Below are 13,801 nucleotides of genomic sequence, written 5' to 3'. Positions count from 1 at the left end.
CCACGGACCGACCTCGACTATTCTCGATCCGTGCGACCGGAGATCCGTAACGGGACCGCCGGCGTGTGCTTTATACGCGGGGCGGGGCTATATCGGATATGGTTCAGTGCGAGATGTGCGGGGCCGAAACGGCGACCCCAAAAACCATCAAAGTCGAGGGTGCCGAACTCGACGTCTGCAGTGAGTGCACCGAGTTCGGTACCGAGGTGAAGACCGAGTCGTCCTCGACGACCTCGACGAAATACTCGACGTCGTCCTCGGGTGGATCGTCGGGTTCGTCGAAGGCGAGTGGGGGGTCGTCCGGCGGCTCGAAACGCCGTCGTCGCGATATGTTCGACGAGATGCAGGAGCTCGCTTCGGACTACGACGACCGCATCCGGAACGCCCGCAACCAGGCGGGCCACAGCCAGGAGGAGCTCGCCGACGAGCTCAACGAGAAGGCAAGCCTCGTCCGCAAACTCGAACGCGGCGACATCCTCCCGAGCGACGACGTCCGAAAGAAACTGGAGAAGAACCTCGGTATCAGCCTGCTGGAGGCCACTGACGGCGACGAGGAGTGGGACAGCGGCTCCGAGGAGGGCGGGCTCACCCTCGGCGACATGGTCACGCGCAAAGACTGAGCGTTTTCTCACTTCGTAGTTCTTCATCTCTTTCCGTAAACGGTAATCCATCCGGCTCTGAAGGGACACGTATGTTCGTCCTCGTCAACCTGAAGGCGTACCCCTGTGATCCCGTTGCAGTCGCGGAGGCGGCACACGACGTCGCCGAGTCGACCGGCGCGCGGATCGCCATCGCACCGCAGGCAGCCGACCTCGCTGCTGTCGCCGACACCGGCGTCGAGACGTGGGCCCAGCACGTCAGCCCGAACGACTACGGCAGCCACACGGGCAGCACGCTCGCCGAACGAGCCGCGGCCGCAGGTGCGGAGGGAACGCTCCTCAACCACTCCGAGAACCGCATGAAGCTCGCGGACATCGACGCATCGCTTGAGGCAGCCAAGCGCGCCGGCCTCGAAACGTGCGTCTGCGGGAACAACCCCGCGCAGATCGGTGCGGTCACGGCGCTCGGCCCGGATTCGGTCGCCGTCGAACCGCCCGAGCTCATCGGTGGCGACGTCTCCGTGGCCTCGGCCGATCCCGACATCGTGACGGACGCCGTCGCGGCCGCCGAAGCGGTCGACGACGACGTCGACGTCTACTGCGGGGCCGGCATCTCTACGGGCGACGACCTCGATGCTGCGGGCGACCTCGGCGCGAGCGGCGTCCTCCTCGCCAGCGGCGTCGCGAAGGCCGACGACCCGAAGGCGGCGCTCGAAGCGCTCGTCGCCCCGCTAGCCTAAGTGTCTCGGCGTGCGAACCGCCGGAGCCCGAACGCGTAAGCCGGTCGCTCTTCTCACCTCGGATATTCATGGCCGATCGGCGTCACTACGAACTCGTCAAGTTCGTGCGGAGTCGGGCGCGGCAGAACTTCCGGACGGCCGTTCACTACACGGGCGACGACTGGGAGGTCATTTATCGTCGCGACGACCTCTCCGATGAACGATCACAGCGCCGCTCCGGCGGAATCGTCGAGCGGGTCCGAGAACGCGAGCCGCTGCGCGAGCCTGACAGCCCGTTCGGCACCTTCGAGTCGTGTGTCGAACTCTACGAGGGCGGCGTCTTCATGGTCGTCAAGGAGTCACCGACGGCAGGAGTCGTCGTCTCGCTCGAACGCGAAGCCGCGCAGAATCTCGCAGGGTTCGTCATCGCGTGCGAGCGCGTTCTCGACGAGGACGTCGACACCATCGGTCGTTAGAAGTCGCCGAGCGACGCCTGTCCGTCACCGTCAGTCGCGTCAGCCGCGTCGTCATGTGACACCGAGTTTTCGTCTGTCACGTCACTAGCGGCGGCTCTCTCGGTCTCGAACCCGCCGAGCTGCGCTTGCTCGCCGGCGGCGAAGGAGAGGTTCGACACCCGGACGCCGACCTTACGCACCCGCTCGTCCGTGAACTCCGCGAGCAACTCGGCCGCGACGTCTCGGACGAGCGCCGGGTCCTCGACCGGCCCCGGAAGCGATCGCGCGCGGGTGTGGACGTCGTACGGTGGTGTCACGACTTTCACGCCGATCGTTCGGTAGAGGGCGTCTTTTCTATCAGCGCGCTCGGCGACGGCGTCGGCGAGTGTCAGCGCCTGCTCCTGGACGCGCTCGTGGTCGTCAATCGGGCCGTCGAAGGCTGACTCGCGACTCAGGCTCTTCGGGTCGTCGCGGGGTTCGACCGGCCGATCGTCCCGGCCGAGCGCGCGCTCGTGGAGCTCGCGGCCGCGCTCGCCGAAACGATCCACGAGGGCGTACGGGTCGGCGTCAGCGAGGTCACCCGCGGTCTCGATCCCCATCTCGCGGAGCTCGCGCGCGCGGACCGGCCCGACACCGTGGATGTCCCCGACGTCGATCGGCGCGAGAAACGACTCGACTTCGTCGGGCGGAACGACGACGAGGCCGTCCGGTTTGTCGTGGTCGCTCGCGATCTTCGCGGTGCTCATGTCGGGGGCGACGCCGACGCTCGCGGGGACACCGACGTCGCGGGCGATCCGCTGTCTGACGTGGCGGGCGAACCCCGCAGCGACGTCCCACGCGGTGCGCTCGGTGACGTCGAGATACGCCTCGTCGATGCTGACCTCGCGGACGGTGTCGGCGAGGTCGTGGAGGATCACCTTCACGTCCGCGGCGACGGTCTCGTAGTAGTCGAGGTCGACCGGCCGATAATGCGCGCTCGGCCCGTCCGGGTCGTTGGCTCGTCGCGGGAGGCGCTCGAGCGCCGTCGAGATGGCTTGCGCGCTCTCGACGCCGTGTGCACGCGCTTCGTAGCTCGCGGTCGCGACCGCGCCCACGGTCTCGCCGGCCTCGTACCCCATACCGACGACGACCGGTTCGCCGCGAAGCGCGGGCTCGCGCTTTCGCTCACACGAGGCATAGAAGCAATCCATGTCGACGTGGAGGACGATGCGCTCTTCGGGGTCGGGCGCGCCGGGCAGACGACCGCCCGCAGTCATGAGTGTGCGAAAGGGATCGAGAAACGAATAGCTTCGGTTCGCGATCGGCGCGTCGAGCGGCTAGTGCTCGGTGTCGCGGCTCTGCTCGTACACGAGCCCCCAGAGGGCCTGTTCGAGCTCGTCGTCGCTGGGCTCTCCGAGCGCGTCGTACAGGTTGTTCGGGACGTCGATGGACTGCATACACGGGACATTAATCGCCGACAGTAAAAGCGTGATGTGAGTACTGAACGAGTACAAAATCAGGGAGTACGCATCGAGTTAATTTCGGATCGCGACGTCGCCCTCGACCGTCGTCCCTTCCTCGCGGCAGACTTCGAGGGCGTGTTTGGCGGCCATTCCGGCGTCCGTCGCGGTGCGGCCCGCGCCGACGCCGACCTTCAGCGACATGTCGGCCGCCTCCCGGACGTGCTCGATGACGTCCACGTACGTCTCCCGGTCGAGGTCGGGGACGAGCGCGATGACGTTGTCGCCGCCGACGAAGAACGCGAGGCCGTCGTGCTCGTCGTGGAGGGTGCGCATCAGCGCCGCGTACCCCTGCTCGATGCGGACGAACGTGGAGAAGGCGTCGAGTTCGTCCGTGTACTTGCCCGTCGCGTCGTTCACGTCGAAGTGGGCGATGTGGACGTCGTCGTCCGTGCGTTCGGCTTCGGGGATCGTATCTCCGCCGAGCACCTCGCGGCGATCGGCGTCCTGCGCGCTTCCCGCGGCTTGGAGGTGCGCGGTGGCGTCGACGAGCGCGTCCGTCGGGTTCGCGCCCGTTCCGATGCCGAGACTCACGGTGACGGGGTACCGATTCCGCAGCGACTCCTGGAGACGTCGGTGGGCCGCGCGGTCGATACCGTTCGTCACCGCGATCATGTTGTCGAAGCGCGTGAAGAAGGCGTAGCCGTCGCGCGTGCCGAGGAACTGCGAGATATCGGCGAAGAGGCGCGACTGCATCGTTTGGAGGTCCGCCTCACGGCGGGGTTCCGGCGTCACCGTCCACGGCCCGTAGTTGTCCAGTTGGACGAGGGTGACCTGGGCGTTCATCACGGATACGTCCCACTCCGCCCCGCCGTCGCTTATCGGTTTTGAATCGCGTCTCAGAACTGGGTATCACGCGGGGGCGACGAGCGCTCCCGTATCGCCCGCGCGGCCGACTGCCGGACCGCCTCGGGCGTCATCTCGTGGTCGTGCTGATACACCTCGTCGTTCAACACATAGATGCACTCGCGTTCGTTACAGAGCGCGGCGACGTCCGCGCTCGACAGTGCCGGCGGCTGTTCAATCTCGGTCCCGAAGAGTTGGAACTGATCGCACACACGATCGTCGTAGAGCGCCGTTACACCGCCGATATCGTCGAATCTCGTCCACCAGCCGTAGGTCCACAGCCGGTGGCTGTCGATCCCGTCCGAGCGGATGACGTACTGCGGGATCGAGGCCCCGCCGCCACCGACGCGGACCAGACACGTCGAGGCGTCACCGGCGAAGCGAAGGGAGCCGTCAGTACCGGACCACGCGACGGCGCGCTCGAACGGTGCCCCCGAGAGGAGTCGCCCAGCGATCCGCCCGACGGTGCGAGAGTCGAGCGAGGAGGACGCCACGCCGATGCGAGCGCCGCGCTCGACGAACGCCTCGATGGCCTCGCTACCGGCGTCTAGGTCGCCGACGACCGACACCGCGCGCGCCGACACCGACGGTACGCTCGCCGGATCGAGAACGCCGTCGCGACAGACGAACCCGTGCTCGGTCAGCGGCGCGTCAATATGGACGAAGCCGTAGTCCGCGGCGAGCGCGGCCCTGACAGCCGCCGTCGTCGGGGCCGTGATGTCGATCATGAACGGTTCGGCGACCTCTCGGTGTTCCTCGCCGAGTAGGACCGCGGAGAGGGCGTCGCGCGCCGCGTCGTCGACGCCGAGGAGCGCGAATCGCTCCTCCGTGACGTCGTGTATCGGCTCAGAGAGCGCGTGTTCGAACCCCGCGACGGAGAGACGGGTCGCCCCGTCGGGAACGCGACCTCCGCTGTACCCGGTGAGGAGCGCACGATCGCTCGGCACGTCACGTCGATCCGTCGTCACCGGGACGAGGTCGCGCACGAGGTAGGGGAGGAGCGGGGCATCAGCCGGATCGTCACGCACCACTGCCGCGTAACGTGCGTCGGGGAGGTAGTTGGCGAACGCCGAGCGCGGGGCTTCGAGGTACTCCATGAGCTGCTCCACCATCGGCCGGTCGTAGAGCGCCGGTGGGTAGAAGGCGAGCGCGCCCGCGACCGCCTCGTACTCCTGGCGCGGAACGCCGTAATAGCCCGCCGTGCGGACGAGCGAGTCGAGGAACAGACAGCGTTCGAGGAGCCCCGTCACCGTCCGCGGTGCGACCGCCCCATCGCCGAGCGACTGGCGATAGCCGTTGTCGAGTCGGAGCTCGGGATCAGCCGACGCGACGACGTCCGCGCCGAGGTAGTACGAAAGCGGGGCGGCAGCGTAGAGCGAGGCGTACGTTTCGGGGACGGCGAGTGTCACACCCGTGTCCGGCCGCGAAAGCGACGACGGGATCGAGAGCTCGTCACCGCGCTCGATCCGCGGCGGGTGGCCCCGGAGCGTCGCCCACGAGCGCTCGGGCGACCACTCTTTCATCGGCGAGGCGAGGTACGGCAGCGCCTCACGCAGCGAGTTGGGATCGGCCGGCACCGTGATCGTCGTGTGTGGACGCTCGTGATACGAGCGGGCACCGATCGCGACTCGGGTCGGCTCCTCGAACGTCAGCGTCGCCGCCCCCTGTCCGTGGTGGTGCTCGGTGGACGCCTCGAACGCGGCGTCGAACACCTTCACGTAGAGCTTACAGGCCGCTTCGACGTCAACGTAGTACGTGCCGTGCGGGAAGGATACTGAGAGCTCGGAGAGTTGGGCCTTCTTTTCACCGCGTTCGTTGCGGACGCACGACCCGACGTTCGCGGGCATCGACAGCGTCGTCGCCTCGAAGGAGACCGCGGCGTCGACAGGGAAGAGGAAGCGTGCGCCCGACACCGGTTCGGGGTCGATCGACGTGTCGGCGGTGAGACGACACGTCGCGTCCATCACCCGGTCGTCGATCCGGAGCGTCTCCCCCGCCGCGTCGAACTCGATGGGACCTGCCCGCGTCACGACGTCCCGTAGCCCGTTGGACTATTTACATATCTCGGTTCGCGTGACGGCGGCGAGACGCATCGCTACGCGGTCGGGAGAAACGGAAGAGGGTGTCGCGTCAGTGGTCGTCCGCGTCCTCGTAGACCCAGGTCGCCTCGGCGGCGTCCCAGTCGACGAGTTCGTCCTCGTCGAAGAAGAGGGCGATCTCGCGCTCGTTCGCGCCCTCGTCCTCGTGGTCGCTGCCGTGGATGACGTTGTGCCCGAGGTCGTTCCCGAGGTCACCACGGATGGTGCCGGGAGCGGCCTCCTGCGCGTCCGTCGCACCCATCAGCTGGCGGACCTGCCGCGTCGCGTCCGCACCCTCCCAAACCATCGCGAAGACCGGCCCGGAGGTGATGAACTCGACGAGACCCTCGAAGAAGGGTTTGTCCTCGTGTTCACCGTAGTGTTCGTGGGCGAGTTCCTCGTCGATCTGCATGAACTTCCCGCCGACCATCTTCAGGCCCTTGTCCTCGAGACGGCCGACGATCTCGCCGATGAGACCGCGCTGGACGCCGTCAGGCTTGACCATCACGAATGTCCGCTCGTCGTGGTGGCTCATCTATTCGCCCTCGTTCGCCTGGCCCTCTTCGGTCCATTCGAGCTCGCGGGGCTCACGACCGAGGTCGGCGTTCTTCTCGCACTTCGACGAGCAGAAGTGAACGGTACGTCCGTCGTTGTAGACGAACATCGTGCCCGTGCCGGGCTCGATGTCCGCCCCACAGTAGTCACACTCTCGGGTCTGGGGCATTTACTGACCTCCGATGGAGTCGGCTTCGCGGGCCGTCTCACGCAGCTGGAGGACGTCACCGACCCGCGTGGGGCCGAGGACGTTGCGCGTGATGATGCGGCCCTGGTTGGAGCCTTCCTGAAGTCGACACTTCACCTGCATCGCCTCGCCGTGCATCCCGGTCTTTCCGACGACCTCGATGACCTCGGCGGACGTGGAGTCCTCCGTCTCCGATTCCTCGGCACTCATGGATTTACTTCAGCTCCTCGACCTTTGCGCCGATGTCCTCGACGTCCTCGTCGGCGTCGCCGGCGTCGACGACGGCCGCGGCGGCGGAGCCGACTTCGAGGCCGGCCGCGACGCCGAGTTCGTCCTGCGTCTCGACGAAGACGTACGGAACGCCCTTCTCCTCCGCGAGTTCGGGGAGGTGAAGGACGATCTCCTCGGGGGAGACGTCTTCGGCGATGATGACGAGGTCCGCGTTGCCGCGCTCGACGGCTTTGGTCGTCTCGTTGGTACCCTTCTTTACGCTACCGGTGTCACGGGCGACTTCGAGCGACTCGAGTGCTCGCTCTTGAAGATCGGCCGGGACGTCGTAGTCGACATAGACTGGCATTTTTATGTTCACCTACTCCCTCGGGTGGGCTTGCGCTCCATCGCCGACCGCGATTCCCGTGGCGACTCGAAGCATCATGACCCCCCGAAGGCTGTACAACCTATTCCGGATCCCGTAGTTAAAAACGCTTTCAAAGCAAGCCGGAATGCGAACGCGGAGCACGGGGCCGACGCCGGCCGCATGGAACGGTAACGCCCTTCGGGGTCGCGGGCGAACGAGGAACTAATGACCGTGGGAGAGACCGCCGCCGCGCTCCACGCGGAGGCCCGAGAGACGAACGAGCGCCGCCTTCTCGTCCTCGCCGACGAGACATCGACGGGGCTCGCAGACGCCGACACCTGTGGATCCGCCGACCGCGGGCTCGCCGCCGCCGCCGAGGCGCTCGATACCGCCGGGATTGAGCGCACCGAGACGACGCTCGTCGGCCACCGCGACGGCCTCGACTGCGAGCGCCTCGAACCGCGCGGGACCGGCGACCTCCTCGGCACCACGCGTGAAGCCGTCGTCTACGACGCGCGCGACGAGTGCCGACCGAACGCCATCGGTCGCGTCGCCGGCGCGGTCGACGGCGGCGGCCTCCTCGTCTTCGTCACGCCACCGCTCGACGAGTGGCCCGCGCGTCGCGATCGCTTCGATTCGGGCATGGCCGTCCCGCCCTTCGACGTCGCCGCCGTGTCGGGTCGCTTCCGTACGCGTCTCATCGACACCCTCCGCGCACACCGCGGCGTCGGGATCGTTGCCCTCGACGCGAACGGCGAGACGGTCGTCGACGACGGCTGCACGAACCCCGCGCCACGACTCCCGACGCCCGATCCCGCCGTGCCGGACGACCCGATCTTCCCCCACGAGGCGTACGAGGCCTGTCTCACGACGGACCAGGTCGCGGCCGTCCGCGCCTTCGAGGCGCTCTGTGATCCCGGTAATGCCGTCGTCTGCGAGGCCGATCGGGGTCGCGGGAAGACGAGCGCCGCCGGCCTCGCCGCCGCCAGCCTCGCCGCGGAGGGCTCGGACGTCCTCGTCACCGCACCGTCGTTCCGCGGCGTCGAGGAGCTCTACGCGCGCGCCACCGACCTGCTCGACACCCTCGGCGTCGCGCACGAACGACCCGAGCACACCCACATCGCACTCGCCGATGGTGGTGCGATCCGATACGCGAAGCCGCCCGAGGCCGTCGACGCGCTCGCCGACGCCGACGTCCTCCTTGTCGACGAGGCCGCTGCGCTCCCCGTCCGGCTCCTCAAACGCTTCCTCGACACCGAGCGGGTCGCGTTCACCACGACCGTCCACGGCTACGAGGGGGCGGGGCGCGGGTTCGACGTCCGATTCCGCGACATCCTCGCGGCGAGCGAGTTCGACGTGACCGAGACGCGTCTCGACGAACCGATCCGCTACGCCGCCGGCGACCCCGTCGAAGTCTGGGCGTTCCGTGCGCTCCTGCTCGACGCCCGGCCGCCCGTCGACCCGCTCGTCGCCGACGCGGAGGTGGCGAACTGCACGTATGACGCCCTCAGCAGTGACGCGCTCGCCGCCGACGAGAACCTCCTCCGCGAGACGTTCGGCCTCCTCGTCGCTGCGCACTACCGCACCGAACCCGACGACTTGGCCCGATTATTCGACGCGCCGAACCTCGACGTGCGCGCGCTTCGCCACGACGGGCACGTCGTCGCCGTCGCCCTCCTCGCACGCGAGGGCGGCCTCGACGCGGAGACGCGCGACGCGATGTACGTCGGCGAGCGCGTGAAGGGCAACATGCTCCCGGACGTCCTCACGAGCCAACTGCGCGACGCGGACGCCGCCAAGCCGGTCGGTACGCGCATCGTCCGGATCGCCACCCACCACGCGGTCCGCTCTCGCGGGCTGGGTTCCGCGCTTCTCGGGGGCATCCGCGACGAGTTCGACCATCGAGACTGGCTCGGCGTCGGCTACGGGGCGACGCCCGCCCTCCTGCGCTTCTGGGCGCGCAACGGCTTTTCGACCGTACACCTCTCGACGACGCGCAACGACGCCAGCGGCGAGTATTCCGTCCTGATGCTCGACTCACTGAGCGACGCCGGCGACGCGCTCGCCGACTATCACGAGTCGTGGTTCGCCGACCGGATCGCGGGCGTGCTCGCCGACGCGCTGACCGACCTCGACCTGGACGTCGCGCGCGCCGCGCTCGCCGCCTGCGACGCCGAACCGACGCCCGCCCTCACGGACGACGAGTGGCGCGTCGTCGCCGGCTCCGCCTACGGCTCCGCGATGTACAGCGTCGACCCCGAGCCCTTCCGCCGCCTCGCCGTCTGCGCGCTCGTCCGCGACGACGCACCCTCGCTCGTCGGAGCCGGGGGCGATGTCGACATCGACGATCGTGACGCCACCGTCGAGCGCCGCGAGCGCCTCTTCGTCCGGAAGCTCCTCCAATATCGCTCGTGGGACGCCGTCGCCGACGAGCTCGGCTACCACTCGACCGGCCAAGCGATGCGGGCGTTCGGCGACGCCCTGAAACCGCTCTGCGACGCGTGGGGCGGCGAAGCGGCCGCGGCCGAGCGCGCACGTCATGGGGACGAGTAGCCGATGGACGCTGCTGTCCTCCTCGCCGTCGGCGTACTCGGCATCGGGATGGTCGCCAGCGTCCTCCCGCTCCTGCCGAGCGGCCTCGTCTCGCTCGCGGGCGTCGGCCTCTACCGGTGGCACACCGGCGAACCCGGGATCGGCGTCCTCGCGGTCCTCGTCCTCCTCTGTCTCGTCGCACTCGCAGTCGACTGGTTCGGCGGCGCGCTCGGCGCGAGCGCCGGCGGCGCATCCATTCGGACGACGCTCCTCGCCGCCGTCGTCGGGCTCCTCTGTCTCCCGCTCGGCGGGCCGATCGGCGTCCTCCTCGGCGTGTCCGTAACCGTCCTCGCCCTCGAGTATTATCGCCATGGCGATGCCGAAGCGAGCCTGCGGAGCGCCGTCGCGGCGACGGTCGGCGTGCTCGCCTCCGCGGCCGTGCAGTTGGTCTGCACGGGCGTCGTGCTCGCGGCAGTACTGGTCGTCGAGTTCGCGTAGAAAAAAGCGGGCGACTGCGACGCGTGGCGGAGCCTGCTACTGGGCCTACTGATGGGCGTAGTACGCGACGGTCTCGTCGTCCTCCGCGCGGTCGTAGCGCGCGAAGCCGACGCGGACGAACTGCGCGAGGTCGTTCGGCTCGTAGTCGGCGTACCCCGGTTCGGCGTAGCCGTAGACGTCGCCGTCCATTTGGCGCAGCCGGACGGGCACGCTGTGCTCGGCGGGGACCCAGTGGATCACGTCGACCCCCTCCTCGCGGACGACGTTGATGTCGTCGTCGGTGTAGACGAACGAATCGCCGTCGAAGCGGACGGGGCCATACCCCTTGAGCCAGACCCGATCGCCCGAATCCGGAACGTCCGCGGTTTCGACGAGTACCGCGTCGCCCACGGGGATGTCGCGCTCGCCGCGCTCCTCGTGGTTCGGGTGGACCGGGGGGTGGGCGGCGTCCGGGCCGCCCTCGATGGCGATTTCGGTGGCCGCGTAGTCGGCCTCGGCGTCGTCGGTGCGCGCCGCGAACCCGTTGCGAACGAGAAACGCGCGCGGGGTCTCGTCGTCGATTAGGTCGCGATTGTTCGCGTAGATCGAGGACATCGCGAGGTCGACGTCGGAGGTCGAGGTGCCGAGTTCGACCATCGCGTCCACGATGGCCTGCCCGCGGATCCCGCGGCGGCGAACGCTCTTGAGCGTGGGCGCGCGCGGGTCGTCCCAGCCGTCGAGCTCGCCGGCCTCGATCCGCTCCTTGATCGTCGACGTGCTCATCTTCACGTCGTAGGCATCAACCTGGACGTGGCCCCAGTGGACGACCTCCGGGTACTCCCAGTCGAAGTAGTCGTAGACGAACGCCTGGCGCTTCGCGGAGTCCTGCAGGTCGATCCCGCGGACGATGTGCGTGATGCCGAGCAGGTGGTCGTCGATCCCGGACTGGAAGTCGAGCATCGGCCAGCAGCGATAGTTGGCGGCCTCCTCACGCGGATGTGGCGTGTCGACCATCCGGAAGGCGACGAAGTCGCGCAGCGCGGGGTTCTTGTGCTCGATGTCAGTCCGCACGCGGAGGACCATCTCTCCCGAGTCGTATTCGCCGTCGATCATCGCCTCGAACTCGTCGCGGACGACGCCGGGGTTCTTCTCGCGGTGCGGGCAGGCCTGCCCGTCGTTCTTCAGCTCGGAGAACGCCTCCCCAGTGCAGCTACATGTGTATGCGCCGCCGCGGCTGATGAGTTCGCGCGCGTGCTCGTAGTAGGTCTCCATCCGGTCGCTGGCCGTCACGACCTCGTCGGGTTCGAAACCGAGATAGTCGATGTCGTCGAGGATCGCGTCGTAGGCGTCGAGATCCGGGCGCTTCGTCTCCGGGTCCGTGTCGTCGAAGCGGACGCACATCCAGCCGTCGTAGCGCTCCTTGTACGTCCCGATGACCGCGGGCATTCGGGCGTGACCGAGGTGCCACGGGCCGTTCGGGTTCGGCGCACAGCGCATCCGGATCTCGTCGTAGTCGTCGGCGTGCGGGAGGTCGGGCAGCGGATGCTCCTCTTCCTCGTCCTCCGCCTCGAGTTCGGCGAGCCGATCGGGGGCGATCTCCTCGAGGCGCGCGCGTTTCTCGGCCTCATCGAGCGCGTTCACCTCGTTCACGACGGGCGCGACGACGCCCGACACCTCGTCGCCGTGCTCGCGGAACTCGGGGTTCGCACCCATCAGCGGGCCGAGGATCGCGCCGGTTTGGGCGTCGCTCCCGTGTTTCAGCGCGTTGAACAGCGCGTTCGCCTCGGCCTCCCGTCGGATCCGCTTCCGGAGGTCCTCGTCCATTGCCTCTCGCTTACCGGGGTACGAGGAAATTCGTTTGGGTTCACGTCGCGGCACGTCGGCGAGGACGCCGCAAGACAGAGCACGAAAGGCGCGCCGTCTGCCGCTGCCACAGCGCCTTACCTGCTCCTCGATCAAGGACGGGTATGGTCACGAACGAGAGCGACACGTTCGACATCGGCGGCGAGTACACCGTCCACCGACTCGGTTTCGGCGCGATGCGCATCACCGGCGAGGACGTCATCGGTCGCCCCGAGAGCGAACCGAACGCCCGCGACGTGCTCCGGCGCGCGGACGAGCTCGGCGTCGACTTCATCGATACCGCCGACTCCTACGGCCCCGCCGTCTCCGAGCGCCTGATCGGCGAGGCGCTCGATACGACCCGCGACGACCTCGTCGTCGCCACGAAGGCTGGACTCCTCCGCAACCGTGAGGGCGAGTGGCTCGCGCACGGCGAACCCGACTACATCCGCAATCAGGTCCTCACGAGCATCGACCGCCTCGGCGTCGACTCCATCGATCTCTATCAGTTCCACCGTCCCGACCCGGATACGGACTACGAGGCGTCGATCCAAGCGTTCGCGGAACTGCAGGACGACGGGCTCGTCGATCACGTCGGGATCTCGAACGTCTCCGTCGAGCAGCTCGAACTCGCACGCGACCACGTCGACGTCGCGACGGTGCAAAACGAGTACAACCTCGGCAACCGCGAGCACGAGGCCGTCCTCGAGGCCTGTGAGGAGTACGGTATCGGCTTCATCCCCTACTTCCCCGTTGGGGCCGGCGGCTTCGACGACGCGGCCCGCGACGCTGTCGAAACCGTCGCAGAGCGCCACGACGCGAGCGTCTACCAGGTCGCGCTCGCGTGGCTCCTCGATCACAGCGACGTCACCCTCCCGATTCCTGGAACGTCCAGTATCGCCCACCTCGAGCAGAACGTCGGCGCGAGCGAACTCGCCCTCACCGACACGGACCGCGAGGCGCTCGACGTCGAATAGGGACGCGACGACTCCACGACCGGGGCGAGGGTGTTCCGCGCGTAGTTCGCCGTGAAATACGGCTATCCTCGCGGCGATAGGCCAAAAACACGACCGAGACGCGATCATCGGGACCAAGTTCGACCTCTCGGAGGCCCACCTCGACGAACTCGAAGCCGGCATCCAGCACGATCAGTACAGCGACGTCGAGATGCGCATCACCACCCCAATTTCATCGATCAGGTCGAGGACCGCCTCACCGCCCTTAATTCCGTCAAGAGCGTCGCACTCGACACCGACAGCGGTACCGACACCCAGCGGCGTCGAATCGAGCGACTGAGTGGCCCACTGCGGGGCCACCACACCCCACCGATGCAAGTGTTCCGAACGACCTTTTGCCAGCGCGGGCTATAGTGACTAACGCAACTTCTGAATGAATCCGTCGAGGTGATTTTCGATCCACGAGCCTGCGAAACTCA

15 protein-coding genes are annotated in these 13,801 nt (G+C 67.9%); 6 read left to right on the top strand and 9 right to left on the bottom strand.

The genetic code is table 11. From position 1 onward, the window contains the following. Positions 1–98 precede the first annotated feature (98 nt). From ABDZ36_RS04970 to ABDZ36_RS04960, 3 genes are all read left to right on the top strand, one after another. A complete protein-coding gene (locus tag ABDZ36_RS04970) occupies positions 99–620 on the top strand; it encodes a multiprotein bridging factor aMBF1 (RefSeq protein WP_211312546.1) in 522 nt (173 codons plus the stop codon). 71 nt (positions 621–691) lie between these two features. Then, positions 692–1,339, top strand: coding sequence for a triose-phosphate isomerase (tpiA, locus tag ABDZ36_RS04965; protein ID WP_211312547.1), 648 nt, complete (start codon positions 692–694; stop codon positions 1,337–1,339). A gap of 68 nt (positions 1,340–1,407) precedes the next feature. After that, the gene (locus tag ABDZ36_RS04960) at positions 1,408–1,794 is read left to right on the top strand and encodes a DUF7522 family protein (protein ID WP_211312548.1); all 387 of its coding nucleotides are present in this window, start codon (positions 1,408–1,410) and stop codon (positions 1,792–1,794) included. Here the strand turns inward: ABDZ36_RS04960 and dinB are convergent. The 7 genes from dinB to rpl7ae form a co-directional block, all read right to left on the bottom strand. Continuing rightward, positions 1,791–3,029 carry a DNA polymerase IV gene (gene dinB, locus ABDZ36_RS04955; RefSeq protein WP_211312549.1) on the bottom strand — a complete coding sequence of 413 codons (1,239 nt, stop codon included), beginning with the start codon at positions 3,027–3,029 and terminating at the stop codon, positions 1,791–1,793. The genes ABDZ36_RS04960 and dinB overlap by 4 nt on opposite strands. A gap of 258 nt (positions 3,030–3,287) precedes the next feature. Then, on the bottom strand, positions 3,288–4,061 hold the full coding sequence (locus tag ABDZ36_RS04950) for a GTP cyclohydrolase III (protein ID WP_211312550.1): 774 nt from the start codon (positions 4,059–4,061) through the stop codon (positions 3,288–3,290). A 50-nt stretch (positions 4,062–4,111) separates the two neighbouring features. Next, complete coding sequence (locus tag ABDZ36_RS04945; protein ID WP_211312551.1) at positions 4,112–6,148, bottom strand: hypothetical protein; 2,037 nt, start codon at positions 6,146–6,148, stop codon at positions 4,112–4,114. Positions 6,149–6,248: 100 nt separating this feature from the next. Further along, the gene (gene ndk / locus ABDZ36_RS04940; protein ID WP_211312552.1) at positions 6,249–6,731 is read right to left on the bottom strand and encodes a nucleoside-diphosphate kinase; all 483 of its coding nucleotides are present in this window, start codon (positions 6,729–6,731) and stop codon (positions 6,249–6,251) included. Next, positions 6,732–6,920, bottom strand: a complete 189-nt coding sequence (locus ABDZ36_RS04935) for a 50S ribosomal protein L24e (protein WP_211312553.1) — start codon at positions 6,918–6,920, stop codon at positions 6,732–6,734. Then, positions 6,921–7,148 (bottom strand): 30S ribosomal protein S28e, encoded by a 228-nt coding sequence (locus ABDZ36_RS04930; protein ID WP_020221793.1) that lies wholly within the window; start codon positions 7,146–7,148, stop codon positions 6,921–6,923. It lies immediately after the preceding gene. Between the two features lie 4 nt (positions 7,149–7,152). Continuing rightward, positions 7,153–7,515 (bottom strand): 50S ribosomal protein L7Ae, encoded by a 363-nt coding sequence (rpl7ae, locus tag ABDZ36_RS04925; RefSeq protein WP_020221794.1) that lies wholly within the window; start codon positions 7,513–7,515, stop codon positions 7,153–7,155. A gap of 225 nt (positions 7,516–7,740) precedes the next feature. On the opposite strand from rpl7ae, the gene tmcA reads away from it, so the two are divergent. Next, positions 7,741–10,068, top strand: coding sequence for a tRNA(Met) cytidine acetyltransferase TmcA (gene tmcA / locus ABDZ36_RS04920; RefSeq protein ID WP_211312554.1), 2,328 nt, complete (start codon positions 7,741–7,743; stop codon positions 10,066–10,068). 3 nt (positions 10,069–10,071) lie between these two features. Next, complete coding sequence (locus ABDZ36_RS04915; RefSeq protein WP_211312555.1) at positions 10,072–10,545, top strand: DUF456 domain-containing protein; 474 nt, start codon at positions 10,072–10,074, stop codon at positions 10,543–10,545. A 45-nt stretch (positions 10,546–10,590) separates the two neighbouring features. On the opposite strand, the gene ABDZ36_RS04910 is transcribed toward ABDZ36_RS04915, so the two are convergent. Next, positions 10,591–12,348, bottom strand: coding sequence for a glutamate--tRNA ligase (locus tag ABDZ36_RS04910; RefSeq protein WP_211312556.1), 1,758 nt, complete (start codon positions 12,346–12,348; stop codon positions 10,591–10,593). 143 nt (positions 12,349–12,491) lie between these two features. Here ABDZ36_RS04910 and ABDZ36_RS04905 point away from each other — a divergent pair, with 143 nt between their 5' ends. After that, positions 12,492–13,343, top strand: coding sequence for an aldo/keto reductase (locus ABDZ36_RS04905; protein WP_211312557.1), 852 nt, complete (start codon positions 12,492–12,494; stop codon positions 13,341–13,343). A gap of 171 nt (positions 13,344–13,514) precedes the next feature. Here the strand turns inward: ABDZ36_RS04905 and ABDZ36_RS04900 are convergent, their stop codons facing one another. Next, complete coding sequence (locus tag ABDZ36_RS04900) at positions 13,515–13,682, bottom strand: hypothetical protein (protein WP_211312558.1); 168 nt, start codon at positions 13,680–13,682, stop codon at positions 13,515–13,517. Positions 13,683–13,801: the final 119 nt, after the last annotated feature.

It is taken from the genome of Halarchaeum salinum (assembly GCF_039520965.1).
Lineage (GTDB): Archaea > Halobacteriota > Halobacteria > Halobacteriales > Halobacteriaceae > Halarchaeum > Halarchaeum salinum.
This window is presented reverse-complemented; position numbering and strand designations above follow the sequence as displayed.